This is a genomic window from Cellulosilyticum sp. I15G10I2, assembly GCF_900095725.1.
In the GTDB taxonomy this organism is placed as follows: domain Bacteria; phylum Bacillota; class Clostridia; order Lachnospirales; family Cellulosilyticaceae; genus FMMP01.
In genome coordinates, this window is record NZ_FMMP01000006.1 from 737,994 (window position 1) to 763,755 (window position 25,762).

At 34.0% G+C, this 25,762-nt stretch carries 27 protein-coding genes and 1 other annotated feature; of the genes, 9 read left to right on the top strand and 18 right to left on the bottom strand.

The window, feature by feature from the left end; genetic code table 11:
• Positions 1–22: 22 nt before the first annotated feature.
• The 6 genes from BN3326_RS03465 to BN3326_RS21875 all read right to left on the bottom strand — a co-directional run bounded on the left by BN3326_RS03465 (position 23) and on the right by BN3326_RS21875 (position 5,818).
• Positions 23–841: a coiled-coil domain-containing protein gene (locus tag BN3326_RS03465; RefSeq protein ID WP_069997708.1), complete on the bottom strand. Its 819-nt coding sequence runs from the start codon at positions 839–841 to the stop codon at positions 23–25.
• Between the two features lie 276 nt (positions 842–1,117).
• Positions 1,118–1,567 carry a GatB/YqeY domain-containing protein gene (locus BN3326_RS03470; protein WP_330389602.1) on the bottom strand — a complete coding sequence of 150 codons (450 nt, stop codon included), beginning with the start codon at positions 1,565–1,567 and terminating at the stop codon, positions 1,118–1,120.
• Between the two features lie 58 nt (positions 1,568–1,625).
• The gene (rpsU, locus tag BN3326_RS03475) at positions 1,626–1,805 is read right to left on the bottom strand and encodes a 30S ribosomal protein S21 (RefSeq protein WP_013657175.1); all 180 of its coding nucleotides are present in this window, start codon (positions 1,803–1,805) and stop codon (positions 1,626–1,628) included.
• Between the two features lie 162 nt (positions 1,806–1,967).
• Positions 1,968–4,610, bottom strand: coding sequence for an alanine--tRNA ligase (gene alaS / locus BN3326_RS03480; protein WP_069997710.1), 2,643 nt, complete (start codon positions 4,608–4,610; stop codon positions 1,968–1,970).
• 61 nt (positions 4,611–4,671) lie between these two features.
• A complete protein-coding gene (locus BN3326_RS03485; RefSeq protein WP_069997711.1) occupies positions 4,672–5,256 on the bottom strand; it encodes a M15 family metallopeptidase in 585 nt (194 codons plus the stop codon).
• A gap of 44 nt (positions 5,257–5,300) precedes the next feature.
• Positions 5,301–5,512, bottom strand: a binding site (T-box leader).
• 144 nt (positions 5,513–5,656) lie between these two features.
• Positions 5,657–5,818 carry a hypothetical protein gene (locus BN3326_RS21875; protein ID WP_171903753.1) on the bottom strand — a complete coding sequence of 54 codons (162 nt, stop codon included), beginning with the start codon at positions 5,816–5,818 and terminating at the stop codon, positions 5,657–5,659.
• Between the two features lie 217 nt (positions 5,819–6,035).
• On the opposite strand from BN3326_RS21875, the gene BN3326_RS03490 reads away from it, so the two are divergent.
• From BN3326_RS03490 to BN3326_RS03500, 3 genes are read left to right on the top strand one after another with little or no spacing between them, the layout of a single operon-like run.
• Positions 6,036–6,344, top strand: a complete 309-nt coding sequence (locus BN3326_RS03490) for a PadR family transcriptional regulator (protein WP_069997712.1) — start codon at positions 6,036–6,038, stop codon at positions 6,342–6,344.
• A 15-nt stretch (positions 6,345–6,359) separates the two neighbouring features.
• Complete coding sequence (locus BN3326_RS03495; RefSeq protein ID WP_069997713.1) at positions 6,360–7,004, top strand: ABC transporter ATP-binding protein; 645 nt, start codon at positions 6,360–6,362, stop codon at positions 7,002–7,004.
• The gene (locus BN3326_RS03500) at positions 7,001–7,789 is read left to right on the top strand and encodes an ABC transporter permease (RefSeq protein WP_069997714.1); all 789 of its coding nucleotides are present in this window, start codon (positions 7,001–7,003) and stop codon (positions 7,787–7,789) included. Before BN3326_RS03495 ends, BN3326_RS03500 begins: the two co-directional genes overlap by 4 nt.
• 101 nt (positions 7,790–7,890) lie before the next feature.
• Here the strand turns inward: BN3326_RS03500 and BN3326_RS03505 are convergent, their stop codons facing one another.
• Positions 7,891–9,114 (bottom strand): DUF1015 domain-containing protein, encoded by a 1,224-nt coding sequence (locus tag BN3326_RS03505; protein WP_069997715.1) that lies wholly within the window; start codon positions 9,112–9,114, stop codon positions 7,891–7,893.
• Positions 9,115–9,484: 370 nt separating this feature from the next.
• Between BN3326_RS03505 and BN3326_RS03510 the strand changes: the two genes are divergently transcribed.
• A complete protein-coding gene (locus BN3326_RS03510; RefSeq protein WP_171903754.1) occupies positions 9,485–10,207 on the top strand; it encodes a lysophospholipid acyltransferase family protein in 723 nt (240 codons plus the stop codon).
• 95 nt (positions 10,208–10,302) lie between these two features.
• On the opposite strand, the gene BN3326_RS03515 is transcribed toward BN3326_RS03510, so the two are convergent.
• Positions 10,303–11,535 carry a BaiN/RdsA family NAD(P)/FAD-dependent oxidoreductase gene (locus tag BN3326_RS03515; RefSeq protein WP_069997717.1) on the bottom strand — a complete coding sequence of 411 codons (1,233 nt, stop codon included), beginning with the start codon at positions 11,533–11,535 and terminating at the stop codon, positions 10,303–10,305.
• 172 nt (positions 11,536–11,707) lie between these two features.
• On the opposite strand from BN3326_RS03515, the gene BN3326_RS03520 reads away from it, so the two are divergent.
• Positions 11,708–13,513, top strand: a complete 1,806-nt coding sequence (locus BN3326_RS03520) for an FAD-dependent oxidoreductase (RefSeq protein WP_069997718.1) — start codon at positions 11,708–11,710, stop codon at positions 13,511–13,513.
• A gap of 56 nt (positions 13,514–13,569) precedes the next feature.
• Here the strand turns inward: BN3326_RS03520 and pgsA are convergent, their stop codons facing one another.
• The 9 genes from pgsA to BN3326_RS03565 form a co-directional block, all read right to left on the bottom strand.
• A complete protein-coding gene (gene pgsA, locus BN3326_RS03525; RefSeq protein ID WP_069997719.1) occupies positions 13,570–14,133 on the bottom strand; it encodes a CDP-diacylglycerol--glycerol-3-phosphate 3-phosphatidyltransferase in 564 nt (187 codons plus the stop codon).
• Complete coding sequence (rimO, locus tag BN3326_RS03530; RefSeq protein ID WP_069997720.1) at positions 14,117–15,463, bottom strand: 30S ribosomal protein S12 methylthiotransferase RimO; 1,347 nt, start codon at positions 15,461–15,463, stop codon at positions 14,117–14,119. Before rimO ends, pgsA begins: the two co-directional genes overlap by 17 nt.
• On the bottom strand, positions 15,460–16,320 hold the full coding sequence (gene folD / locus BN3326_RS03535) for a bifunctional methylenetetrahydrofolate dehydrogenase/methenyltetrahydrofolate cyclohydrolase FolD (RefSeq protein ID WP_069997721.1): 861 nt from the start codon (positions 16,318–16,320) through the stop codon (positions 15,460–15,462). Before folD ends, rimO begins: the two co-directional genes overlap by 4 nt.
• 23 nt (positions 16,321–16,343) lie before the next feature.
• Positions 16,344–18,014 carry a formate--tetrahydrofolate ligase gene (locus BN3326_RS03540; RefSeq protein ID WP_069997722.1) on the bottom strand — a complete coding sequence of 557 codons (1,671 nt, stop codon included), beginning with the start codon at positions 18,012–18,014 and terminating at the stop codon, positions 16,344–16,346.
• Between the two features lie 25 nt (positions 18,015–18,039).
• Positions 18,040–20,313: a DNA translocase FtsK gene (locus tag BN3326_RS03545; protein ID WP_083258492.1), complete on the bottom strand. Its 2,274-nt coding sequence runs from the start codon at positions 20,311–20,313 to the stop codon at positions 18,040–18,042.
• A gap of 93 nt (positions 20,314–20,406) precedes the next feature.
• Positions 20,407–20,619, bottom strand: a complete 213-nt coding sequence (locus BN3326_RS03550) for a YlzJ-like family protein (protein WP_207646303.1) — start codon at positions 20,617–20,619, stop codon at positions 20,407–20,409.
• A complete protein-coding gene (locus BN3326_RS03555; RefSeq protein WP_083258493.1) occupies positions 20,619–21,365 on the bottom strand; it encodes a ClpP family protease in 747 nt (248 codons plus the stop codon). Before BN3326_RS03555 ends, BN3326_RS03550 begins: the two co-directional genes overlap by 1 nt.
• A 102-nt stretch (positions 21,366–21,467) precedes the next feature.
• The gene (gene dapG, locus BN3326_RS03560) at positions 21,468–22,664 is read right to left on the bottom strand and encodes an aspartate kinase (protein WP_069997725.1); all 1,197 of its coding nucleotides are present in this window, start codon (positions 22,662–22,664) and stop codon (positions 21,468–21,470) included.
• Between the two features lie 70 nt (positions 22,665–22,734).
• Positions 22,735–22,980: a TIGR03905 family TSCPD domain-containing protein gene (locus BN3326_RS03565; protein ID WP_069997726.1), complete on the bottom strand. Its 246-nt coding sequence runs from the start codon at positions 22,978–22,980 to the stop codon at positions 22,735–22,737.
• Positions 22,981–23,185: 205 nt separating this feature from the next.
• Between BN3326_RS03565 and BN3326_RS03570 the strand changes: the two genes are divergently transcribed.
• The 3 genes from BN3326_RS03570 (at position 23,186) to BN3326_RS22840 (ending at position 24,901) form a co-directional block, all read left to right on the top strand.
• The gene (locus tag BN3326_RS03570; protein WP_069997727.1) at positions 23,186–24,166 is read left to right on the top strand and encodes a nucleoid-associated protein; all 981 of its coding nucleotides are present in this window, start codon (positions 23,186–23,188) and stop codon (positions 24,164–24,166) included.
• A 73-nt stretch (positions 24,167–24,239) separates the two neighbouring features.
• Positions 24,240–24,647: a dipicolinate synthase subunit A N-terminal domain-containing protein gene (locus BN3326_RS03575; RefSeq protein WP_069997728.1), complete on the top strand. Its 408-nt coding sequence runs from the start codon at positions 24,240–24,242 to the stop codon at positions 24,645–24,647.
• A gap of 68 nt (positions 24,648–24,715) precedes the next feature.
• The gene (locus BN3326_RS22840) at positions 24,716–24,901 is read left to right on the top strand and encodes a helix-turn-helix domain-containing protein (protein WP_442857198.1); all 186 of its coding nucleotides are present in this window, start codon (positions 24,716–24,718) and stop codon (positions 24,899–24,901) included.
• A 36-nt stretch (positions 24,902–24,937) separates the two neighbouring features.
• Here BN3326_RS22840 and BN3326_RS03580 read toward each other — a convergent pair whose 3' ends face one another.
• A complete protein-coding gene (locus BN3326_RS03580) occupies positions 24,938–25,147 on the bottom strand; it encodes a hypothetical protein (protein ID WP_069997729.1) in 210 nt (69 codons plus the stop codon).
• Positions 25,148–25,421: 274 nt separating this feature from the next.
• On the opposite strand from BN3326_RS03580, the gene BN3326_RS03585 reads away from it, so the two are divergent.
• The gene (locus tag BN3326_RS03585) at positions 25,422–25,733 is read left to right on the top strand and encodes a helix-turn-helix domain-containing protein (protein WP_069997730.1); all 312 of its coding nucleotides are present in this window, start codon (positions 25,422–25,424) and stop codon (positions 25,731–25,733) included.
• The last annotated feature ends 29 nt before the right edge of the window (positions 25,734–25,762 follow it).

Here is a 25,762-nt window from a genome sequence, read left to right on the forward strand (position 1 = left end):
TCGATAGCATAATGCAATAAACTTACATTTTTTTGTTATGATCTTGAGTGAGTGTATAGAGGCTTTGTAATTTAGTATTAAAATCACGTTGTAAATCTAGGTTTTCTTCCCTTAGTTTTTCAATTTTTTCATTTAACTCAAGCTTTTGCTCTAATAAATGATTTTTGATTTCTAGTTGGTGCGTGAAGATTAATTGATTTTTTTCTTCTTGTAATTTCTCAACCTCTCTTTTTAAAAACCAAATTTCAGAAGCTAAGTCATCATTTCTGTTTTTAAGAGCAGTATTCTCAGTATTACGCTCCTCTATTTCTATTTCCAGCCTTTTTAAGTCTTCAACTTGAGCTTCAAGCTTTATGACTTCTTGTTCAAATTTTTTATGCAGTAAGAGATAATTCTTAGCTTGAGTTTGGCTCTCTTCTGCTTGGGTCTTTAATTGTTTATGATTTTCTTTTAGTTCTTTAATAAGTAAAGTCTGTTGAACCTGCTCAGTTTTTAGAGACTGTATTTGATCATTTAATTCTTGAATTTTTTGCTTAAGGATATCTTTTTCTTTTTTATGAACTTCAATGTCCTCTTCAAATATTTTATTGTTTTGAGATACTAATATTTTTGATTTTTCATTGATATTAAGATAAATATTTTGAATGCGCTGCAATAAGATTTGAAGTTCACTCATATCATTTGCAAACAAAGTATCTTCTTGTTTTACTTGCTCTACTTTATAGGTACTTAAAAGTAACCCCATAAATTCTTTGCCGCTTAAATCATTTATTTTCATCAATTCACTGAGTTCGTTTTTCATTTCTTCTGTTACTTTTACACCAAATGTTACATCACTCATAATAAAACCTCCAAATAGTTAACTTTATATCTCTTGGTTAACTTATCTTAATTTATAGGGTTAACTTTAGTTAACCCTATAAATTAAGATAACACAAATAACTAAAAAACGCCACCACCCACAGATAATATGGTATTATCTGTGGGGGGTGGCGTTCGATAAAAAAATAAAAGGTTTAGAAGTAAAAAAAGGGTGAAGAGAAATAGGGGTAAAAAGATAAAAAATAAAGGATGCCTTTGTAGGCATCCTTATTTTTTTAAGCGATTAGGCTTATTATTAGGCTAAACATTGTTTAACTATGCTGCTCACTTTGCCATTGTCAGCTTTACCCTTTACTTTAGGAGTAATCGCTGCCATAACCTTGCCCATTTCTTTTACAGAACTTGCGCCAACTTCTGAAATTGTTTCACGAACTATTTCAGTAAGTTCATCATCTGATAATTGTTTTGGCAGATATGCCGTCAAAACAGCTATTTCAGCATTCGCAGACTCCGCTAAATCATGGCGGTTACCTTTTTCAAAATCAACGAGAGCATCTTTACGTTTCTTGATTTCTTGTACAAGAATATCAAGAATCTGTTCTTCGTGTACTTCTTTAAGAGAATCTTTTTCTTTTTGGAGAATAGCGCCTCTTACCATTTGAATGGTGTCTTTACGAAGAACATCTTTTTCTTTCATCGCTTCTTTCATATCTGAAAGTAACTTTTCTTTTAAAGACATCTGCATCATCCTCTGTTACATGATTGGTAATGCTGTTGTACCAATATGATAAAAGAACAGACAATTAGTATTGTTTATTCTTTTTGCGTGCTGCTTCTGACTTCTTTTTACGCTTAACACTAGGTTTTTCATAATGTTCTCTTTTGCGTATCTCTTGCATAATACCTGCTTTTGCACAGTTTCTTTTAAATCGACGAAGAGCACTATCTAAAGATTCATTTTCGCGAACAGTAACCTCTGACATTTGTTTCCCTCCCTCCGGTGCAGTGTCGTGCTTTATGCATTTGTACGGAGAAAAGATTAAAGCACTACCTTAGATTATACTTTACATTGCTTTACTCGTCAATAGTTGATGAGTTTTTTAATAGTTTAAAAATATTTTTTTAGAACTATTAATGCAAAATAATTAGTTAATTTGAGAAATAATTATTGTTTTGGCAGTCTCAAGTGCGTCTTTGATCTTGGAAGGATCTTTACCGCCTGCTTGTGCCATATTGGGTCTTCCACCACCGCCGCCGTTTACACATTTAACAGCTTGAGAGATGATATTTCCACAATGCACTCCTCTATCAACAGCATCTTTTGTAGCCATCACTACAAGGTTCACTTTATCTTCTACAGCACTTACTAAAACAACTACACCGCTTTGCATCTTATCTTTTAGGGTGTCACCCATATTTCTTAATGCGTTCATATCCAGACCACTTATTTCTGCAATAAGAACATTCATTTCGTTTATTTTTTCAACTTTGTCTAAAATATTACCTGCTTCTGAACTTGATATTTGCATTTTCAATTTTTCATTTTCTTTTTGAAGGATTTTGTACTCATTCATAACGCCTTCTATTTTGCGTACAATTTCATGTTTTTTAGATTTGAGGACTTCTGTAGCTCTATCCAAAGTATTATCCAGATCTTGATAATACTTCAACGCACCACGCCCAGTTACAGCTTCAATACGCCTTACACCTGCTGCAACGCCTGTCTCAGAAACGATTTTAAAAGTACCTATTGCAGCAGTATTGGTAAGATGTGTCCCACCGCATAACTCAATAGAGTAATTGCCCATATTTACAACTCTTACAACACTTCCGTATTTTTCGCCAAACAAGGCAGTAGCACCTAATTTTCTTGCCTCATCTATAGAGGTTTCTTGAACTTCTATGTCTAAAGCTTCTAATATCTTTTGATTAACAAGATTTTCTACATGGTGTAATTGTTCGTTGGTAAGTGACTCAAAGTGTGTATAGTCAAAACGCAGTCTATCTTTATTAACACTTGAACCAGCTTGTTCGATATGACCACCTACTACTTCTCTTAGAGCTTTTTGAAGAAGATGTGTCGCGCTATGGTTGCGTGCTGTATCCATGCGTTCAGATGTATTAACCATAAAACGAGCTGATTGTCCTTTGGATATAGTACCTGCTATGACTTTTCCGCTATGAGCTATTTTAGAACCTACAACTTTAGAAGTACTGCTGACTTCTACCTTCCCAGTCTCAGTTATAATACAGCCCCTGTCACCTGCCTGGCCGCCGCTTTCTGCATAGAAAGGCGTTTGTGTTGTGACAACATATATAGTGTCACCTTCACTTGCTAAATCAACAAGCGAATCTTCACTAGCTAATTCATCAATGACACCTTCTAAATCTAATAAATGGTATCCCACAAACTCAGAATGGGTATTCGTATCCATTTGATGAAATACAGTCCCTGTATTACCACCCATATAACTATCTTCACCACGGGCTTGTCTTGCTCTTTGGCGTTGTTTTTCCATTTCTTCTTTAAAGCCAGCTTCATCTATTGTCATTTCTTTTTCTTCTAAAATTTCTTTTGTTAAATCGATTGGAAAACCATACGTATCATAAAGTTCAAAACAAGCCTTGCCACTTAATATAGTTATATTTTGACTTTGCAGTTCATCAATATAACCTTTTACGATATGAAGACCTTTTTCGATTGTTTCATTAAACCTTTCTTCTTCTACAGTAAGAAGCTTAACGATATAGTCATATTTATCTTCGAGCTCTGTATATTCGTGTTTTGAATTATCAACAACAGTTTTAACAATGTCTTTAAGAAAAAGTCCTTTAATCCCGAGCAGCTTACCATGTCTAACAGCACGGCGAAGAAGCCTTCTCATAACATAGCCGCGCCCTTCATTAGAAGGAAGAACGCCATCTCCGGCCATAAAAGTAACTGAACGAATATGATCAGTTATAACTCTTATAGATACATCATGCTTATAAACCGAACCATATATGACTCCAGCCAGCTTACAAACATGATCACGAATAGCTTTTATCGTATCAACATCAAAAATTGAACTTACGCCCTGCATCATTGCTGCAAGTCTTTCAAGTCCCATTCCCGTATCAATATTAGGATTTGGTAACGATGAATACGTTCCATCTTCATTTTGATTAAACTGGGTAAACACCAAGTTCCAAAACTCCATATAACGATCACAGTCACAGCCTACAGTACAGCCCTCTTTACCACATCCAAACGTTTCTCCGCGATCAAAGTAGATTTCAGAGCATGGTCCGCATGGTCCTACACCTACCTCCCAGAAATTATCATCTTTCCCCATATAAAAGATATGATCTTTTGGAACACTCATTTGTTCATGCCATATTTTTGCAGCTTCTTCATCTTCTTCATAAACAGATATAAACAACCTGTCTTTTGGCAGTTCTAATACTTCAGTAACGAATTCCCAAGCCCACGCGATAGCTTCTTCTTTGAAATAATCTGCAAATGAAAAGTTACCTAACATCTCAAAAAATGTACCATGTCTTGCTGTTTTACCAACATTCTCAATATCACCAGTACGGATGCACTTTTGACATGTGGTAACTCTTTGTCTTGGTGGCTGCTCCTGACCTGTAAAATAAGGTTTTAGAGGAGCCATCCCTGCATTAATAAGCAATAAACTATTATCATTATGTGGTACTAATGGAAAACTCTTCATTCTTAAATGGTTTTTACTTTCAAAAAAATTAAGATACATCTCTCTTAGTTCATTTAAACTGTAGTTCTTCATATTTTCCTCCTAAAAGTTTCATTAATAATATGCAATTAAACAATTAAAAATATAACCTGGTTTAAAGTGCGATATAATCTATATATTCTTCTAAACACATAGCAAGTGTTTTTAAAGCTATAGCATGCTTAATACCTATATATCTATAATGCCACGGTTCATAGCTGATTTGAGTAAGTGCAGTTTTATCTTGCGGATAACGCAGTATAAAACCATACTTATGGGCATTTTGATTTAACCAGTGACCTTCGGGTTTATACTGAAAATCCTCAGTAAGCGGATCTTCTAAGTCTTTCATATCACAAGATGTAACATCTATAGCAAGCCCAAGCTGATGCTCACTACAGCCAGGAAGTGTAACTATTTCACTAGCTTTTATTCTTGCATCAGCCTCGCTAAAACCACGTGCAATAAACCAATTAGTTTTACGATCATAGAGTTTTTTCTGATAGTCATAAGCTCTATAACCACTTACTAATATTAATGAAGCCAGCCCATCTTTAACCAGTTGAGTATTTAAACTTGAAAATGCAGTAAGTGTACACTCACACAGCCAGATTTTTGAATGAGGTTCTTGTACAAGTTGAGTCGGAACATAAGTATCACTTAAATGATTTTGCTTATTAACAAGTTTAAGCAGGCACATCTTAAAACCTCCTTAGGTTAAAATAAAAAAACCTCTATCCCAGCATTAGGGACGAGGTTAATCGCGGTACCACCCTAGTTATACCTAAAAAAGGCATCACTTAAGGATTAATAACGAAATCACCCGAATACCTCTACTCCTACTTCAAGGTATTTACTCCAAGACTGCTTCTATAAACAGGTATTAGAAAGTTCTCACCTTTTCTTTCTTCTCTGAAAATCCTTGTTTATATACTATTTCTTTTCATAGTATTTAATCTATTTATATACATTACTAAACTTGTCATATTCTTTTTCTTATAAAATTATATGTAATGTTAAGGCTTTTGTCAATAAATGTGCATATAATAAGTCCTAATCTTATATGTTTTTGGATCAGGACTTATTATAATAAAATTTAACTACATGAGATCATTCATTCTATTGACAGTTTTATTCATCATTCGTTTGCCTTGTCTCATCATCAGTTTTCTTTCTCTATCTGATGTAAAAGCATACATCGCTCCAGCTGCGCCAATAGTTCCGCCGATAATAATACCGGTTATAAGTTTACCAAAATCCATAATGATGCCCCTTTCTTATTCAAAAATACTATGCATAAATGATATACGCATAGTTATTGTGTGTAGATTTTTTAAAAAAATTCATTTAATCCACGAAATAAGGCATTATATGATATGGAAAAATATTTTATCCTATAGCCCTTGAAACAGAAAAAAAATATTGTTATAATCATATCGAAAACCGATATCGAAATATAATTTAATTAGGAGTGACTAAATGCAAGATAAAATTATAAGAAAACTTTTTTTAGGGTTTATTCAGATTCATATTTTACATCATGCCCACAAAGATCCTTTTTTTGGTTCTTGGATGATTGAGGAACTTAAAGAACATGGTTATCAGATGAGTCCTGGTACTCTCTATCCTCTCCTTCATTCTATGGAATCTAGTGATTTGCTGGAAAAATACGAAGTATTGGCAGAAGGCAAAGTAAGAAAATATTACAAAATCACGCAGAAAGGGATTGAAGTTTTAGAAGAAGCTAGAAATAAGGCTTATGAATTATTTAAAGAAATCAAAGTTTAAAAGGGGATATTTATTATGTTTACACTAAATGATATTAAATTTAAAACAATACTTGATATTAATTATCTTCATATTCCAGCTCAAAAAGTTACATGTATTGTCGGAGAAAGCGGCAGTGGTAAAACAACACTTATAAAACTTCTTAATAAAATGTTAACTCCCACTCAAGGGGAAATATTGTTTGGTGGGCAATCTATAAATCATATAAATGCAGTAGAACTAAGAAGAAAGGTACCTATGCTGCCACAAAGCCCTGCTATTTTCACAGGATCAATTAAAGATAATTTATTAATAGGTTTAACTTTTGGAGAAAAACCATTTGTATCAGATGATAGACTTCATGAGATACTTGCTATAGTTCATTTAAATAAGGATTTAAATGATGATGCAGAAAACCTATCAGGCGGGGAAAAACAAAGGGTCGCTTTAGGAAGAATGCTCCTTATCGAACCTGAAGTACTCCTATTAGATGAACCCTCATCAGCATTAGATGAAAGTACAGAAAAGTTTATTATAGAAAAGCTCACAGCCTATACCAAACAAAATCACAAGACCCTTATTATGGTGACACATTCTAAAAGAGTTGCCCAAAACTTTGCAGATTATATAGTTGTATTAAGTAACGGAAAAGTTGCTGACCAAAAGGAGGTACAAAGATGAACCAAGTTATAGAACTTCAGCTTTGGCAAATGGCGGTTGCCTATATATTTATTGTTATTCTGTTAATGATTGTACGCATTCGTGGCATTCATAGAGAAAAGGAAATTATTATCTCTACATGCAGAATGACCATTCAGCTTATTTTAACAGGTTTGATATTGGCTTATTTGTTCGAAAGACCCAATCCCTTATATACACTTATTGTCATTACGCTTATGGAGATCTTTGCGATATACAATGTGATTAAAAGAATTAAAACCAGCATTTCACCTGCACTTAAACGAGTAATTATCATTTCAATGCTTAGTGGGACACTGTTTAGTCTTCTTTTCTTTATTTTGGTAGTTATAAGAGTAACCCCTTGGTATGATCCCAGATATTTTATTCCAATTGCAGGCATGTTAATTGGAAATGCAATGACAGGTATTTCTCTTGGGATGACTAGATTAATAGATGGGATGTATTCACAGCGTCACTTAATTGAATCAGCATTAATGATTGGTGCTTCTCCTAAGACAGCTTGTAAACAAGTTGTAGATAATGCATTTGATTCAGCTATCTTACCTACGATTAACTCCATGGTTGGTATGGGCATTGTTTTTCTGCCTGGTATGATGACAGGTCAAATTCTTTCTGGGACGAATCCTACTACAGCTATAGAATATCAAATTGCTATTATGTTAGGGATTTTAGGAAGTGTCGCTTTAACTGTTATTATGTTTGTTCAATTTGGATATAAAACTTTCTTTAACAACGAATCACAACTTACGTTTGAAAACAAGTAAAATATTTATATTTGCTAAGTAGTCTTAAATATATGGCAAAAAAAGATAAGGCACATGAAGTGTTTTGCCTTATCTTTTTCTAATGCGTAATCTTTATAGTATTACTCTATTTTATGAATAAAAATACCACTTCTAAGTTTAGGTTCAAACCATGTTGACTTTGGCGGCATGAGTTCACCCGCATCAGCTACGTTAATGAGTTCATCCATTGAAGTAGGATACATGCTAAATGCAACATCCATATCTTCATTCGTTCGTTTATTGAGTTCTTCTATCCCTCTTATTCCCCCCACAAAATCAATACGTTTATCATTCTTTGGATCAGTAATTTTAAACAAAGGATCAAGTACATGTTTTTGTAAAATAGATACATCTAAACAAGCTACTGGATCACACTCTTCAACATATTGAGGCTTTAGCATCAGTTTATACCATTTATTATGATATCTCATACCGAAAGTATGTCGCTCTATAGGTGTATAAACTTCCGACTCAACGTACTCTACTTCAAAAACTTTCCTTAATGCATCAAACAGCATTGATTCATCTAGGCCGCTTTCATCTTTTAGCACTCTGTTATAATCCATAATATAAAGATGGTCTTTCGGAAAAATAGTCGCTAAAAAGTATTCTGCTTCTTCTTGAGGACTCCTAGTATTTACTTGATTTCGTGCTACTGCAGCGGCGGCTGCTGCACGATGATGCCCATCTGCTATATAGAGTGCATCTGTCTCTTCAAAAGTTGCAGTAATATTGGCAATTACATCTTCATCTGATACCTTAAACACTTGGTGTTTAACACCATCCTCAGAAGTAAACTGATAGACGGGTTGATTAACTGCTACATACGACATCATCCATGCTGTAACTTGATCTAAATCTTTATAGGCCAAAAATATAGGCCCTGTATGCGCATTGCAATAGGTAACATGCTTGATACGGTCTAGTTCTTTATCTGTTCGGGTGTTTTCATGCTTTTTAATAATTCCCTGATCATATTCCTTAGCAGATACACAGCAAACAATGCCATATTGCGTTGTATAAGCATTAGTTAATCCATAAATATAAATACTTGACTCATCTTGGATAAAGATTTCTTCTTCAATCATACGGTTTAAGGTATTGCCAGCAAAGGCATATAATTCATCGCCAACAGGATTTTGAATATGCATTTCAGGTTTATCAACATGTAAAAAAGAATAGGGGTTATCGTTAACCATGTGCTTTGCTTCTTCTGTACTCATGACATCATAAGGCAGTGCTGCTACCTTTGTAACTAACTGTTCACTTGGCCTATATGCTTTAAATGCTCGTATAGTTGCCATAAACTCCTCCTTGAATACTTATGTATTTTATATTTTTTATCTTCTATACTATAGATTTCACATCTTTAAACTTTAATTATTCACAATAATATGTGATGTGCAATCATTCTGAGAAATAACTTTATAGTGATCAATAGCTCAAGTTTATATGTTTTTTCTCTATAACTTCTGAAGATTTAAATATTTCTTCAGCATAATAAAATATTCACTGAATATTTTACTACACCCGCTATGTATATGCAAATTTTTCTGCTGATACTTTCTATTAACAGTTTATGATTATATTTTTTTGTTTAATATAAAGTATATTTATACTATAATGGGAATAAAGCTTTATGGCAATTTATAAATTATTTTTGGAGGTACAATAATGAGAACATTAATGTGGTACATAAGTTTCGCTTTTACCCTTATAGGCACTATCCCAAAATTATTTAAAGTAAATACATTAAAAAATCAAGGGAAGTCTATTGATTGTGAAGATTATATTCATAAAGTTACTTCAAAATGGGCATTAGGTGCTGTAAAACGTACAGGTACATGTGTAGAAGTGTACGGAACCCAAAACCTTCCACAAGAACAAGCTGTTGTTTTTATAAGCAACCATCAAGGTAATTTTGATATTCCTATTCTAATGAGTTATGTCAACAAACCTAAAGGTTTTATTGCTAAAATTGAAACACAGAAAATACCTGTTGTTAGAACCTGGATGCGTCATATCCACTGTATTTTTATGGATAGATCAACACTTAAAGGATCTGCTGGAGCCATTATCGAAGGAATAAATACTTTGAAAAAGGGTTATTCTCTCGTTATTTTTCCAGAAGGAACACGAAGTAAGAGTAATCAAATGGGAGAATTTAAATCTGCGAGCTTCAAGCTTGCAACTAAAGCTAAAGTTCCAATCATTCCTATTTCTATTTGCGGCTCTTATAAAATTATGGAGGCTAATCATAATCAAATTAAGCCAGCTCAAGTAAAACTCTATATTCATGAATGTATAGAAACTAAAAATTTGTCAAAAGAACAGATAGAACAACTGCCTGAACAAGTTTATAATATCATAAAATCTAAATTGCCTGATTCTTTATAAGTTTATTATACTATAAGCTTAATCACTAGATAGAAGATAGTCTAAAATATCCTATAAAAACTAAAAAATAGAAAATATTTCCTTGGAAATATTTTCTATTTTTTAGTTTTTTCTTTTATACTCTCAGCACATAAATAAGCCGTTGAAAAGGCAGCTTGTATATTATACCCGCCGGTATTGCCATCTATATCTAATACTTCTCCCACAAAATATAATCCTTTTTGTTTTCTGCTTTCCATAGTGCTTGGATTAACTTCTTTAAGCCATACCCCTCCAGAAGTAGCCATAGCCATATGAAATCCACCAACTGCTTCAACCTCAAAAGGAAACTTAGTAAAGTATTGTACAATCTCCTCTCGCATTTTTCGTGGAAGCTTAGCACATAAAATATGTGGATCTGCTTGCAAATGATTACAAACTGTCACACAGAAGCTTTTAGGGAGATTCAATCTTTTTAGAAAAGTAATAAGCTCCTCTTTTCCAGACTCAGATAAATGGTTGGTAAAAAAAGCTTTAACTTCTTCATACGTCTTGGGATATAAAAAGTTGATAGTAATGCAGTCACCTTTGCGCATCCACCTAGAAGTATTTAGAATGGCCGGTCCAGATAAACCCTTATGGGTAAATAGTAAACCATCTTGATAGGCTATAACTTTTTTATGATTATGCCAAATTGTAATTTCTACTTGCTCGAAAGATAAACCTGAAAGACCCACAAAACTTTTATCCTTAACACGTACATCTGTAAGTGCAGGTCTTGGTTCCACAATACCATGTCCTAACCTTTGGGCTAAAGAATACCCTATCCCATCTGAGCCGGTTTTAGGATAAGATTTCCCACCGGTAGCAATAACAATGTTATCACTAAAGTATCTTTTATTATCATTTGTTTCTACAGTAAAAATAGTATCATAAACTGTGACATCTTCAACCAAGCTATTGTACCGAATATCTACATTTGACAGTTGGCAACTTACAAGTAGCGCATTTAAAACATCCTCACTCTTCATGCTTTTGGGGAAAACTTTCCCATTGGGATATATATGATAAGCTATGCCTGATTTTTCAAAAAAGTCCATACACATTTTATTATTAAAAGTGGTCAGTGCTTTTTTCAAAAACTTAGCATGATCTCCATAGCATTCAAAAAAATGGCTTATAGGACCTGCGTGTGTAAAGTTACATTGTCCACTTCCAGATAAGAGGAGTTTTTTACCTGCCTTTGCATTTCTTTCTAGCAATAACACTTTCAAATTTTGTTTGGCAAGTAGTTGAGATATAAATAAACCTGCTGGGCCGGCCCCTATAACTATCGTATTATAATGCATACTATTCTCCTCTATTTAAATTTCATTCTATCTTATTATATACTAAATGAAACTAAGATATAAAGTATTACTTTAAGAGATATAGGCAAATTTCTGTTTTCAGATAATTAGAATAAAACCTTGCTATTTGTATATCCTAACTTATATAAGCAGAAAAATAGGAGGTCAAACAGTGAAGAAATTTTTAATTATATGTATTCTAGGATGCTTTAGCATCTTGAATTACTTTACTATACATGGATTGACGTCGGATAAAATAATTATTATAGGAAGTGAACCTGAGTGCATCACGGCAGCTGTTACAGCTAGCAAATTAGGGTATGATGTTACTTTAATAACCGAATCTAGCCGTTTAGGAGGCCTTTTTATAGAAGGCATGCTTACAGCATTAGATATTAACTTTAATGAAAATAACAAAGTACTTCATAGCGGTTTCTTTGAAGATTTTCTGAAGGCCTGCAGTAATGGGTACAATATTGATTTTAAACTTACTGAAGCATTTTTTTATCAAGTGATTAAAGATTATCACATTAACGTAATTTATAATGCAAAGAACCTTGCCCCTATTGTGAGTCAAGATCAATTAGTAGGTGTTAATTATACCTTAGGCAATACAGTTCAAAAATTATATGGCACCTTTATAGTTGATGGTTCAAGTGAAGCTTCATTTAGCAGAAAACTCGGAATACCCTATAAAAAAGGTCGCTCAGAATTTGGTGAACCGCATACAAGTGCAGCAGCCACTTTGATTTTTTCAGTAAAAAATGCTGATTGGAATCAGATTATTTCTTATTTAGACAATGATGACGATATACGCACCGGATTTAAAAGAAATGCTGCCTGGGGATTTAATATAATGTATCAATGTCCGACAAGTCATGATAGACTTCAAATGAGAGGGTTAAACTTATCAAGACAAAATGACAATAGCATTGTAGTAAATGCATTGCTGATATTCGATGTAGATCCTTCCCACAAAAAAGATGTAGATGAAGCCTATCTTTTAGCTAAAAAAGAACTTCCTGAGATCATCAAATATCTTTCAAAACATTGTCCAGGGTTTGAAAAAGCTTCTTTAGATAAAATTGCAGATAAATTATACATTCGAGAAGGGGTGCGCATAGTTGGAGAAGATACATTATCAAGCAATGATGTATTTGAACATACTGATTTTCCAAATACAATTGCCTATGGAAGTTATCCCATGGATCTTCAAGCTTCCAAAAAAGGTGAATATGGCAATGCTTTATGCGGGAAATGTCTATACAGCCTTCCTTTAGGTTGTATGATTCCTAAAGGTATTCAAAATCTTTTAGTAATTGGGAGAAGTGCAAGTTTTGATATCATGGCTCATGGAAGTGCTAGGACAATACCTGTTCTCATGTCAATGGCTGAAAATGGTATTGTAGCAATAGATTATAGTCTTAGAAACCATATAAGTATGAGTAAGCTCAATAAATCTTATAAAGATTTAGCTCTTTTTTATAAATATATTTATAACTTTAATGGCTTTAAGAGACTTGAGCTCCCAAAAAGCACTTTAAATGAAAGTTGGTACTATCCCTACATTCATGATCTGAGAAGTAAAGGTTTCTTTAGCCTAGGATATACTTTTTATGATTTGGACAGCAGACAACATACTAAAAAAACAATTAATAATACCTTGACGTTGTTGGGCTCCTATTCATCTTATACCATTTCAAATGAGTGCAAAGCATTTATACACAACTTAAATGACAACATAAAAACACAGGATTTATGTAAACTAGCTTCCTATTTATTAAATGATAATTTTAATAGTTTAGAAGATTTGCGTGATAAAAAAATTATTGATGAAATAATTTATACGCATATCGCCAATGCCCAATTTTTATCCCATGGTGAAATCTTTGCTATTTTAGATGTTATAATTAAAAAAGTAAATCCCTATATACCTCTTATTATCTATAAAGATACTGTAGAAATAATCAGGGATTAATCAGAAAAAACATCTTCCTAAAAAAATAAGAAGATGTTTTTTTTGATGAGGTATTTCTATTCATTAGTCTTTATAATATGTTTGTTTTGCCACATATACTCAAGTCCAGAAATCAAAGTAAGAAGTAATGCTAAATAAGCGAGTGTTATGGCTAACCCTTTAATAAAAGGAAATTCAATTGGGATTAAATAAATAATAATCATCAGCATTTGTATAACAGTTTTTACTTTCCCTAAATAGTTAGCGGCGATGATTTTATTTTCGGCAGCGGCTACTAGACGAATACCAGAAACAATAAATTCTCTAAGCAAAATAAAAACAACTATCCATGCAGGCAAAATCCCTGCAGGGAGCAAATAACCCTTATCAACAATAGCGATCATAGCCGCAGTAACGAGCATTTTATCTGCTAAAGGATCCATAAACTTTCCGAGATTCGTTACTAAGTTTAGTTTCCGAGCTAAATAGCCATCTAAAAAATCTGTTAAACTTGCTACAATAAAAATACACAGTGCCAGCCAAAGGGAAGTTTCAAAAGATACCATCGGCATCCATATAACTCCCATAAAGACAAAAACTAAAATAACCCTAAGAAGCGTCAATTTATTTGCTATGTTCATCTACTATCTCTCCAATCAAATCATAGTCATTTGCATCAACTATGTGTACATTGACATAATCCCCAGATATTAATTGCCCAGAATAATGAATAAAAACCTGTCCATCTATATCCGGTGCATCTTGATACGTACGGCCAATATAAACATCTTCATCAGTCAATTTCCCCTCAATAATGACTTCCATAACCTGTCCAATTTTTTGATGGGTTAATTTTTCTGAAATACTGTGCTGAACGGTCATAAGTACTTCTTTTCTTTTTTGTTTAACAGCTTCATCAATTTGATCTTCATATGCAGCCGCTGGCGTGTCTTCTTCCTGAGAATAAGTAAATACCCCTAATCTATCAAATTGCATTTCTTTTACAAAATCACACAGCGTGTTAAAATCTTCGGCGGTTTCCCCTGGGAAGCCTACAATAAGTGTGGTCCTAATTGCAATTTGAGGGACTTCTTGACGCAGTTTATCAAGTACTTGTTTAAGATAAGCATTTGTACTCTTTCTAGCCATTCGTTTAAGAATAGGATCAGATGCATGCTGTATAGGCATATCCAGATATTTACAAACCTTAGGATTTGTTTTAATTTCATCGATAAGCTCATCTGTAATGCCTTCGGGATAGCAATATAAAATTCTTATCCATTCAATACCTGAAACATTTGATATTTCGCGGATAAGCTTAACAAGTGATACATCCTTAAGGTCACAACCATATCTTGTTGTATCTTGTGCAACTAATATAATTTCTGATACACCGTCTTTTGCTAATTTTTCGACTTCTTGCTTAATTTTATGCATTTGACGGCTGCGGTACTTTCCTCTAAGCTGAGGAATAATGCAATAAGTACAATGATTATCGCAACCTTCTGCAATCTTTACATAAGCAAAGTACCCTGCTGTTGTAAGAATTCTAGGCATTTCCTCGACAAATTCCTTGTCTAAAATATCAAAGTTCTGAGGTCTAATCCCCTTTTCATTTAATACTTGATTAACAACTTCTACAATTTGATCATAAGAGGTAGTACCTACAAGTGCATCTACTTCAGGTATTTCATCTAAAATTTCCTGTTTATAACGCTGTGCCATACAACCTGTTACAATCAAAGCTTTACATCGTCCATCCACTTTATATCTTGCAACTTCTAAAATATTTTCAATACTTTCTTTTTTTGCATCTTCTATGAAACAGCAAGTGTTTACAACTAAAACATCCGCTTGCGCTTCATCGCCAGTAAGTGTGTAACCACCTTGATGAAGTATCCCTAACATGTGTTCACTATCTACTAAATTTTTATCACATCCTAGTGATACAAAAGCAACTAAATAATTCAATTTAATACTCCTTCCTGATTTGTGGCAGCTAATACACAATTATGCATTAACATAGCTATCGTCATCGGTCCTACTCCACCTGGAACAGGGGTAATATAACTTGCTACCCCCTGACAAGATTGAAAATCTACATCTCCACATAGTTTGCCATTTTCATCTCTGTTTATGCCTACATCTATAACAACTGCCTCTGATTTTAACATAGTGCCAGTAATAAACTTAGCAATGCCTACTGCAGCGATAACAATATCTGCCTGTTTAAGGACGTCACTCAAATTCTTAGTTCTTGAATGACAGATTGTTACTGTAGCATGTTCTCTAAGCAGAAGTAAACTCACAGGCTTTCCAACGATATTACTTCTGCCTACTACTACACAGTGCTTTCCGGCAATTTCAATCTGACTTCTTTTAAGCAGTTCAATAACACCAGCAGGCGTACAGGATATTAGTCCATTAAGACCAATACTAAGAGCTCCTACGTTCTGCGGATGAAAACCATCTACATCTTTTAGGGGATCTATTTTAAGAATAATTTTTTGCTCATCCATATGTTTAGGTAAAGGAAGTTGTACTAAAATACCATGCACATTCTTGTCGTTGTTTAATGTTTCTACTAAATCCAATACTTCTTTTTCAGTGGTTTCTGAAGGCAGTTCGTAAGAAAAAGATTTCATACCTATATATTCACAAGCCTTTTTCTTATTGCTTACATAAACTTGTGAGGCTGGATTTTCCCCTACAAGGACTACTGCAAGTCCAGGGGTAATACCTTGTTCTCTCAAAGTCTGAACTTTCATTTTTAATTCATCTTTTATACTTTGAGCAATTGATTTGCCGTCTATTATTTGTGTATTCATATGTTTATCCCCTCTTTTCTTTATTAGAATAATCCTGTTACAACACCTTTTTCATTAATATCTATAAGTTCTGCTGCAGGTTTTTTAGGTAGCCCTGGCATTGTCATTACACTGCCAGTAAGTGCAACAATGAATCCTGCGCCAGCAGATATTCTAATTTCTCTTATAGTTGTTGTAAAACCTTGAGGTTTTCCAAGTGCTTTAGGATCATCTGATAACGAATATTGATTTTTGGCCATACAAACTGGCAGGTGTGAAAGTCCCAGTGTATTGATTTTATCCAGTACTTTTCTAGCTTTAGGCTCAATCACAACCTCTTTTGCACCATATATTTCTTTAGCAATTGTAGTAATCTTTTCTTCAATAGACAAATGATCTTCATATAAAAATTTAAATTCACTTGTTTTATGCTCAAGTACGTCTACTAGTTTTTGGGCAAGTTCTATACCGCCTTCACCACCTTTTTCCCATACATTTGCAACAGCAAAGTTACAGTCTCTAGCTTCACAGGCAGATCTAATAAAATTAATCTCCTCTTCTGTATCCGTCACAAAAGCATTAAGTGTTACAACAACAGGAACTCCGTATTTTTGGAGATTTTCAATATGTTTTTCAAGATTAGCAAAACCATCCTTTAAAGCATCTATATGCTCTTCTTTTAGGTCTTCTTTAGCAACACCACCATTATATTTAAGAGCACGCACTGTAGTTACAAGGACTACTGCATCTGGTTTTAGTCCAGCTTTTCTGCATTTTATATCTAGGAATTTCTCAGCCCCTAGATCAGCTCCAAATCCTGCCTCTGTTACAACAATGTCCCCAAGCTTAAGAGCTAGTTTAGTAGCAATCACGCTATTACAGCCATGAGCAATATTAGCAAACGGTCCACCGTGCATAACTACAGGTGTATTTTCAAGCGTTTGTACAAGGTTGGGTTTAATAGCATCTTTCAAAAGGGTTGTCATAGCGCCTTCGGCATTTAAATCCCGTGCTGTAACAGCTTCACCCGTATACGTATAGCCAATAATGATATTACTTATCTTTTCTTTTAAATCCATCATGTCATTTGCCAGACAAAGAATAGCCATAATTTCTGATGCTACTGTAATCATAAAGCCATCTTGTCTTGGCATGCCATTAACAGGACCTCCAAGACCGACAACAATCTCTCTTAATGCACGGTCATTCAGGTCTACACACCTTTTCCATGTAATTGTTCGAGGATCAATACCCAATGTGTTACCATGGTGAATGTGGTTATCTATCATTGAAGCAAGTAAATTGTTTGCAGCCCCAATAGCATGAATATCACCTGTAAAATGAAGATTTATATCTTCCATAGGAACAACTTGTGCATAACCACCACCAGCTGCACCACCTTTAATGCCCATACATGGACCAAGTGAAGGTTCCCGAAGCGCTATAATAGCATTCTTGTTTATTTTACAAAGCGCTTGACCAAGACCAACTGTAATTGTTGTTTTGCCTTCACCTGCTGGGGTGGGATTAGTTGCTGTAACTAAAACAAGCTTACCATTTTTTTTCTCTTTAAGTTGGTCCAATAATGCATAGCTTAGTTTCGCCTTATACTGTCCATATTGTTCTACCATACTAAGCTCAATCCCTGCGAGTTCTGCGATCTGAGTTATAGGCTTAAGTTTTGCTTCTTGAGCAATTTGAATATCCGTTTTCATTGTAATTCTCCTTATCAAATGTATTTTATAAAACTTTTCTTGGCTTACTGCCTTCGTCTGCACCTACGATCCCTTTACTTTCCAGGGTATCCATTAACCTAGCTGCTCGGTTAAATCCTATTCTAAAATAGCGTTGAAGCATAGAAATAGAAAGTTTTTCTTTACCTACAGTAAAAGCTATTGCTTTTTCTACAAGTTCATCTTCTTCCTCTTCCATATTAACTTGTATATTTGAAGTTTCAAGGGTTTGCATCACAGATTCTTCATAAGTAACCTCTTCAGTTTTAACACTTTTTACAATACTTTCTACTTCTTTATCTGAGATAAATGCACCTTGAATACGTATAGGCTTTGATTCACCAATCGGATTAAATAACATATCTCCCTTGCCAAGTAGTTTCTCAGCACCATTTGTATCTAATATGGTTCTAGAATCTATGCCAGAAGATACTGCAAATGCAAGCCTCGATGGAATATTTGCTTTAATAACACCTGTAATAACATCAACAGATGGCCTTTGAGTAGCAATAACAAGATGAATACCCGCCGCTCTAGCCATTTGTGCTAACCTGCAAATAGCATCTTCAACTTCTTTAGCAGCTGTCATCATAAGATCAGCAAGCTCGTCAATGATAATAACAATTTGAGGTAATTTAAGAGATTCATCGGCCACTTTATCATTATATCCCTTCATATCTCTTACATTACTTTCAGCAAATTGATTATACCTTTTAGTCATTTCATTAACGGCCCACCAAAGAGCACCTGCTGCCTTTTTAGGATCTGTTACAACTGGGATCAAAAGATGTGGAATACCATTATAAACATTAAGTTCCACCACTTTAGGATCTATCATAATGAGTTTAACTTCATTAGGCTTTGCTTTATAGAGAATACTCGTAATAAGTGTATTAATACATACACTTTTTCCTGAGCCTGTAGCACCGGCTATAAGTACATGCGGCATCTTGGCAATATCTGCTATAATGGGTTTACCTGCAATATCTTTACCAAGAGCAAATGCGAGCTTAGAAGGAAAAGCCAAAAATCTATCTGTATCAATAACATCCCTTAAGTAAACAATTTCACTTGCATCATTTGCAATCTCTATGCCTACTGCTGCTTTTCCTGGAATAGGTGCTTCAATTCGAATATTAGGAGCAGCAAGATTAAGTGCAATGTCATCTGCTAAATTAACAATCTTACTTACTTTTACTCCTTGTTTAGGCTGAAGCTCATAGCGTGTTACAGAAGGGCCTCTATGTATTTGCACTACTTTTGCTTCAACCCCAAAACTCTCAAGTGTCTCTTCAAGTTTTTTGGCATTGCTTAAAGATTTTTTGGAGGCATCTTTATTATGGATTATTTGCCCTTTACTTAGTAGTTCTATACTAGGGAATGTATATTCTTTAGGATCTTCTGCAGTATGTGATGCAACATCTATTTGCTCTAATTCCTCTTCTTCCACCACAATAGGACTAATAGGAGAACTAGTAGTATTAATTGTGTGATTAATCTCTAAATCACTGTTAAACACTTCTTTTGTGGAGTCTATGTAACTTTCTGAATCGTAGACTTGTATAGGTTCTATGTCTTCTTGATTAATAGCCTGTAAGGCCTCTTCTATAGCAGGGGCAATAATTATCTTTTTTTCTTTTGGTTTGCGAGGACGTTGTTTTTTTACTTGATAGCTTTCTCGTATAAATTGAATACATTGGATTATTTTGTCACTTATCCATGAAAAAATAGGGAATTTAGTTACCATAATTAACCATATGCCTAATAAAATAATAAGGATTAGATAGGTACCATACAGCCCAATAAGCTTTAATAATAAATAAGCTAAAGCTGCCCCCATCAATCCTCCATTAAGCCATGAACCTTGTTTTATATAATAAGTACTTAATAATACAGCAGAAATATCCTCTCCAAATGAAATGACATGAAATAAAGGTGTAATCAGCACTACAAGAGATCCTACATAGCCTAGCATCTTAACAATTCTTTGCTGATTGCCTTGTATATAAAATATGCCAATCAAACCTGCAGACAGGGGTATGATATAGCCCCCTATACCAAACATTCCTATAAAAGTGGTACGTATCATTTCTCCAACTATTCCAGAATTTTCAACAAACAAACCAATAAGTATCAATAGACTCAGTCCTATGACACCTACACCTATAATTTCTTTAGAAATAGGCTCAGGCAATACATTTTGCATCTTATTCTGAGAATTGCTTTTTTTTGAAGTTCTTTTTTTTGTCTTCGGCCTTTTCTTTTGTGATACTTTATCCATTTGTAAGTAACCCCTTTATATGTATGTACATTATTGTAAAATAAAAATCAAAAATATAATAGATGTGTGCATTTGCATACATCTATTATTATATCATTTAATAATTTGTTTGATAAGGCTATTTTCGAGTAATTTACCAGGTTTTAGGTCTTCACGTAGGTAATCTTTAGGATTTGTAGAGAAAATTCTCTCTAGAATATATCCCTCGCACGTTTTACATGCTAACACAGAATACCCATTATAATCAAGTTCTGCATACTCAATTGTTTCTTCTAGTCCATAAATTGGCGCAACGGAGTAGTACATCATGTCTGACCACCTTCACTTGCTTCTATTAATTCATGTAACTTTGCCATAGCCTCCCTTAATCCGCCTACTTCATCAATTATCTTTTCTTCTACAGCTTCCTTACCAACTAATATAGTCCCTACATCTCTCGCAAGTTTACCAACATCTAACATTAGTTCTCTAAAACGTGATTCAGATATATGAGAGTTTTTAGAAACAAAGGCTACAATTCTTTCTTGCATTTGATCGAAAAACTCAAAGGTTTGCTGCACGCCTATAATGGTACCATTCATTCTAACAGGGTGAATGGTCATAGTTGCAGTAGGGGTAATGAAAGAATAATTTGAAGAAACCGCAATAGGTACACCTATTGAGTGAGCACCTCCTAAAACTAAAGAAACAACTGGTTTACTAACAGATGCAATAAGTTCTGCAAGTGCAAGCCCTGCTTCAACATCTCCTCCTACTGTATTTAAAATAACAAGCACCCCCTTAACTTTGGCATTATCACATAGTCCTACAATTTGAGGAATAAGATGCTCATATTTTGTAGTTTTATTTTGAGGAGGCAAGCTGACATGACCTTCTACTTGCCCGATAATAGTCAGACAGTGAATAGGGCTTTCTTCTTCAGCAGCATGTGAGGGCAGCTGACCAAGTTCTTTGATACTCTCAATGGCATCACTGGAATTATTGTCTTCTTGCACATTATCGTCTTTGTTTTGGTTTTCATCTTTATCTAAATTTTCTTTTTTCTTAGACATAGTTATTTCCTTTCGCATAGTATTTAAGCTTAGTATGCAAAAAAAACTGTATCTTCATACCCTATTTACACTTAAACAATATGCCCATAACTTGCCAAAAATTTAAAGCAAAAACTCATCGTGCAGCGCACTAACCGCACGGCTTACATTATCTTGCCTGATTAAACAGCCTATGGTTGTCAAAGAATCGGCTGTCTGAAGAATTTCGATATGTGCTTTTTGAAGCGCTTTTACAATTCTAGCCATTACACCGGGGACGCCTGTCATTCTTTCTCCAATAACAGTGACTTTTGCACAATCTTCTAAAAGTGTATACTGATGATGACTATTTTTTAATAATGTCTCGAGTGCTGCTTGATGTTGCCTGTCTACTGTAAATACTTTATACTGCGGAAAGATGTTAATAAGATCAATACTAATATTTTGTGTTGCAATAAGATCTAATAAATGTTGATCATCTACTTCAATATCCTGAATCGTAAACTGTACTCTGTCACTTCTATGGGCAATACTTGTAATAAGATGATGATTATTCTTACCATTAACAATTTTTGCCATTTGAGTAATACAAGTTCCTACTTCGTCTGTAAAGGTGTTTTTTATAATTAGTGGAATATTGCTACGCATAGCATACTCAACAGCTCGTGGATGAATAACCTTAGCCCCACTGTCAGCCATCTGAAAAACTTCATTATAACTTATCGCAGGAATAATTTTTGCTTTATCACAAACTCTAGGATCTGCTGTCATAATACCATCTACATCTGTATAGATTTCGATGCGGCTAGCTTTTAACCCCGCTGCTAATAATGCCGCGGTTGTATCGCTGCCTCCACGACCAAGCGTTGTAATCTCCCCGTCTTTACTCATACCTTGAAATCCTGCAATGACTGGGATTGTATTTTGTTCGATACAAGCTAAAATGGGGTCTGGATGTGTATAGAGTAAATCTGCATTTTTATGATGCGTATCTGTTATAATACCTGCTTGACCGCCTGTTAATGCTTTTGCCTTATAACCCTTATTTGTAAGCAATGTTGCAATAACCACTGCAGCAATTATTTCACCGCATGAAAGCAATAGATCATATTCTCTATCCATAATACTTCCTACATGGGAAGTAACAAAATCAAGTAAGGTATCTGTCGCATAAGGTGATCCTTTTCTACCTATAGCTGACACAACAACAACTGGAAAGTCTCTAGCCGTTTTTGCAGCAATAACTTTCCCCACAACCCTTTCACGGCTTTCATCTGTTGCAACCGAAGTTCCACCAAATTTTTGGACAATGATATTCATAAGTTTATGTCCTTTCAATATTAATATTTCTCACTATATATATTAACCTTTTTTCCAAAGTAGACTATGTCTACTTATTAATATATGCTTCTAAAGCACTAGCCAGTTGATCTGGACACGAGGTGCCCCGTCCTTTGCAGTCAATGCCTTTAAGCTTCGCGATTGCCTCTTCGGGCTTTAATCCTTTAACTAAGGCCGAAATACCTAAAGCATTACCTGCACAGCCTCTAACAAATGAAACCTCTTTAATAATATTATCTTCAATTTCAAAATGAATCTCTGATGAACAGACTCTTGATGTTTTATATTTCTCCACAACACTAACTCCTTATCCTCTATTATAATCTTCTATAATATAAAATAGTTTTTTATACAGCATTAGTATTATAACACAGCCTTGCCCATTTAACATAGATGTAATATCCCTGTACATCCTGACTTAATTCTAGTAAAATATATACGGGTTTAATCACTTATCTGTATAGGTGCTTATTTCATAAAATAATAAAGGATGGTTCTTTATGAGTATAACTTTTAATCATACAATTATTCACGTATTAGATTTATCATTACATATGCCCGTTTTTTCCACGAATTTATTAGTACTTGATGATGAAACAGAGTCCTTCATTACCAAACACTTAATTAAAATAATTGAAAATACGGCCAGCTCCAAAGTCTCGTTTAACGAATCCTCTGATCTTAGAGCTCTGTTAAATGAACCACTACAAGACGAGAATTTTTATACCGTCTCATGCAGTATTGCTCAAAAGTATTACCGCTATATGAATGAATATGGTAATATTCCTGCTGGAGATTTAATTATTACGCACTTTACACTTAATAATGTTTTATTTATTGGTATACTAAAACTCAACTATAAAGAAGCCTATACGCATCATGTGGAAACAAATTCAGAGGGTGTTTGTACAAAAATTATTAAGCATAAGGGGATCTTTCCGTCGGGAAACAAACAAATAGAAGAAGGTGTTGTTATCAATCTTGAGTCGCTGGAGGTACTTCTACTAGATCAGTCTAAGAGCAACTATTTACCTTTGCTTTTAGATGTAACAGAAGCTTTGTCTGTAAAAGAAACTTTACAGGTCGTTGAAAAAGTTACAGCAGAAATAATAGAAACACACTATGATAATAAAATTGAAGCACTGTCTGAACTTAAAAACAACATATCTGAAAGCCTTTCTCAAACTCAGTCACTCCCTATTCAGGAAATTCTACACAAAACATTTGGTGAGGACGAAGAAGTTTACGAAAATTGCATGGAAAAACTAGAAGAGTTTGGCATAGCTCAAACTACGCTTGAAATATCTGATACTAAGTTAACTAATAAGTTTAATTCTCACCGTTTAAAAACTGATACCGGTATAGAAATTAAATTTCCAACACCTTTATTTAAAAACCCTGACTATATTGAATTTATTAATAATCCTGATGGAACAATCTCTATTATGCTAAAAAACATTTCTCAGATCACTAATAAATAAATACAAGCACAATCATTTAAGAATTCTCATACTCTATACTACAGACATTTAAAGTAGGCTGGAGGAATGAAACATGAGTAATATTTCAGTTGCCATAATCGGAGGCGACTTAAGGTTTGTACGATTATGTAAGCTTCTTATTGAAAAAGGAATAGATGTTTCTGTCTATGGGATTAATCATCCAGATATTCCAAAAGAGGTTAAGGTATGCTCTTGCCTAAGTGAAATAAAAAACTGTCCATATATTATCGGCCCTATACCCTTTTCAAAGGATAACAAGTGCGTCTATACACCACTTAGCAATCTTTATATTTCGATTGAGCAGTTCTTTTTAGAAGCCGCTAATAGCTATGTACTAGGCAGTGTTTTAAATCAAGAGTTAAGAGACTTATTTAATGAGCATCATATTAAATGGAAAGACATCATGGAAATGGATGAAGTGGCCATACTCAATGCAACCCCTACACAAGTGCGTATCTGAACACGAATATAGATATTAAGTATATTACCAATGATTATGATAAAAATAAAGCCTCAACAGGTTATAAAATATATTCTAGAAGAACAGCGCTAGATATAAATAGACGTGATTTTTCTAATATGGCAGGTATTAGCAAAAATACGCTGGTTAGATATGAGAGAGGGCATACTCATCCAAGTATTGAAAAACTCTCAAAAATTGCGAATGTATTATCTGTTGAATTGAATGAACTGTATGATAATTATTATAGATAGAAAGCAGAACAAATAACTTTGTCCTGCTTTTTTGATTTATAAACTATAAAACTCTTCGGGGCGATTTTGCAATATGTACTGACATTGTTGATCAATCATAGCCGTTCTAATAGTATCCTCGATATTGTTATTGATCACAATATCATATACGTTCGGAACAGCTACATACACAAATCCATTGTGTATACTTAGATCTGCACAGTGCAAGTAAATTGTAACCCCATCACAATCTAGTATTTTATGCATAGCAAACTACCTCCTAAATTATAATGTGCTTAAACAAGACTCTATTTTTTGAGTTAATGTACATTTACACTTAAGTGGCTAGATCTAGTTGCATTAAGTTTAACATTTAACAAATAGAGTTGCTATCATTTTTTGACATTTTTTCAGAAAAATGTGTATTAATTTCAATACAATACGCTCAATATTGTTGAGCATATATATTATTACGCACAATATTAATTAGCATTTTCAGTTTACAGCATCTATTATTGCTATACTCATCTAGGGTGATTGCATGGATATAGGTACTAAAATAAAAGAGATGAGAAAAGATAAAAAATTGACTCAACAGCAATTGGCTGATATGATTTCGGTGACACGGTCATCGTTACAAAAGTATGAAAATGGTGAAACGGCAATAACAATTGAACTCCTGGAGAACATAGCTGCCGCACTCAATGTTGATATCATAAGCTTTTTTACTGATGACGTGGATGATATTTTAATTCTTTTAAAAAAGAGGTTTAATTTAAAGGATAATTCTAAAGGACAACTTGAATATGATTTCAGATTGTTTATAGATTTCTTACGGTATAAGTACAGGTAGGTTTCTTAATATGAGTGGATTCTCTGTTT

Bases quoted from the DNA above. Each gene is read 5' to 3' on its own strand.
- alaS (WP_069997710.1), bottom strand. From the start codon at position 4,610: ATGAAGAACTACAGTTTAAATGAACTAAGAGAGATGTATCTTAATTTT.
- folD (WP_069997721.1), bottom strand. From the start codon at position 16,320: ATGAATACACAAATAATAGACGGCAAATCAATTGCTCAAAGTATAAAA.
- BN3326_RS03545 (WP_083258492.1), bottom strand. From the start codon at position 20,313: ATGGATAAAGTATCACAAAAGAAAAGGCCGAAGACAAAAAAAAGAACT.
- BN3326_RS03575 (WP_069997728.1), top strand. From the start codon at position 24,240: ATGAGTAATATTTCAGTTGCCATAATCGGAGGCGACTTAAGGTTTGTA.
- pgsA (WP_069997719.1), bottom strand. From the start codon at position 14,133: ATGAACATAGCAAATAAATTGACGCTTCTTAGGGTTATTTTAGTTTTT.
- BN3326_RS03515 (WP_069997717.1), bottom strand. From the start codon at position 11,535: ATGCATTATAATACGATAGTTATAGGGGCCGGCCCAGCAGGTTTATTT.
- rpsU (WP_013657175.1), bottom strand. From the start codon at position 1,805: ATGTCAGAGGTTACTGTTCGCGAAAATGAATCTTTAGATAGTGCTCTT.
- BN3326_RS03570 (WP_069997727.1), top strand. From the start codon at position 23,186: ATGAGTATAACTTTTAATCATACAATTATTCACGTATTAGATTTATCA.
- dapG (WP_069997725.1), bottom strand. From the start codon at position 22,664: ATGAATATCATTGTCCAAAAATTTGGTGGAACTTCGGTTGCAACAGAT.
- BN3326_RS03540 (WP_069997722.1), bottom strand. From the start codon at position 18,014: ATGAAAACGGATATTCAAATTGCTCAAGAAGCAAAACTTAAGCCTATA.
- BN3326_RS03470 (WP_330389602.1), bottom strand. From the start codon at position 1,567: ATGCAGATGTCTTTAAAAGAAAAGTTACTTTCAGATATGAAAGAAGCG.
- BN3326_RS03495 (WP_069997713.1), top strand. From the start codon at position 6,360: ATGTTTACACTAAATGATATTAAATTTAAAACAATACTTGATATTAAT.
- BN3326_RS03505 (WP_069997715.1), bottom strand. From the start codon at position 9,114: ATGGCAACTATACGAGCATTTAAAGCATATAGGCCAAGTGAACAGTTA.
- BN3326_RS03490 (WP_069997712.1), top strand. From the start codon at position 6,036: ATGCAAGATAAAATTATAAGAAAACTTTTTTTAGGGTTTATTCAGATT.
- BN3326_RS03485 (WP_069997711.1), bottom strand. From the start codon at position 5,256: ATGTGCCTGCTTAAACTTGTTAATAAGCAAAATCATTTAAGTGATACT.
- BN3326_RS03465 (WP_069997708.1), bottom strand. From the start codon at position 841: ATGAGTGATGTAACATTTGGTGTAAAAGTAACAGAAGAAATGAAAAAC.
- BN3326_RS03550 (WP_207646303.1), bottom strand. From the start codon at position 20,619: ATGTACTACTCCGTTGCGCCAATTTATGGACTAGAAGAAACAATTGAG.
- BN3326_RS03510 (WP_171903754.1), top strand. From the start codon at position 9,485: ATGAGAACATTAATGTGGTACATAAGTTTCGCTTTTACCCTTATAGGC.
- BN3326_RS21875 (WP_171903753.1), bottom strand. From the start codon at position 5,818: ATGGATTTTGGTAAACTTATAACCGGTATTATTATCGGCGGAACTATT.
- BN3326_RS03500 (WP_069997714.1), top strand. From the start codon at position 7,001: ATGAACCAAGTTATAGAACTTCAGCTTTGGCAAATGGCGGTTGCCTAT.
- BN3326_RS03580 (WP_069997729.1), bottom strand. From the start codon at position 25,147: ATGCATAAAATACTAGATTGTGATGGGGTTACAATTTACTTGCACTGT.
- BN3326_RS03555 (WP_083258493.1), bottom strand. From the start codon at position 21,365: ATGTCTAAGAAAAAAGAAAATTTAGATAAAGATGAAAACCAAAACAAA.
- BN3326_RS03585 (WP_069997730.1), top strand. From the start codon at position 25,422: ATGGATATAGGTACTAAAATAAAAGAGATGAGAAAAGATAAAAAATTG.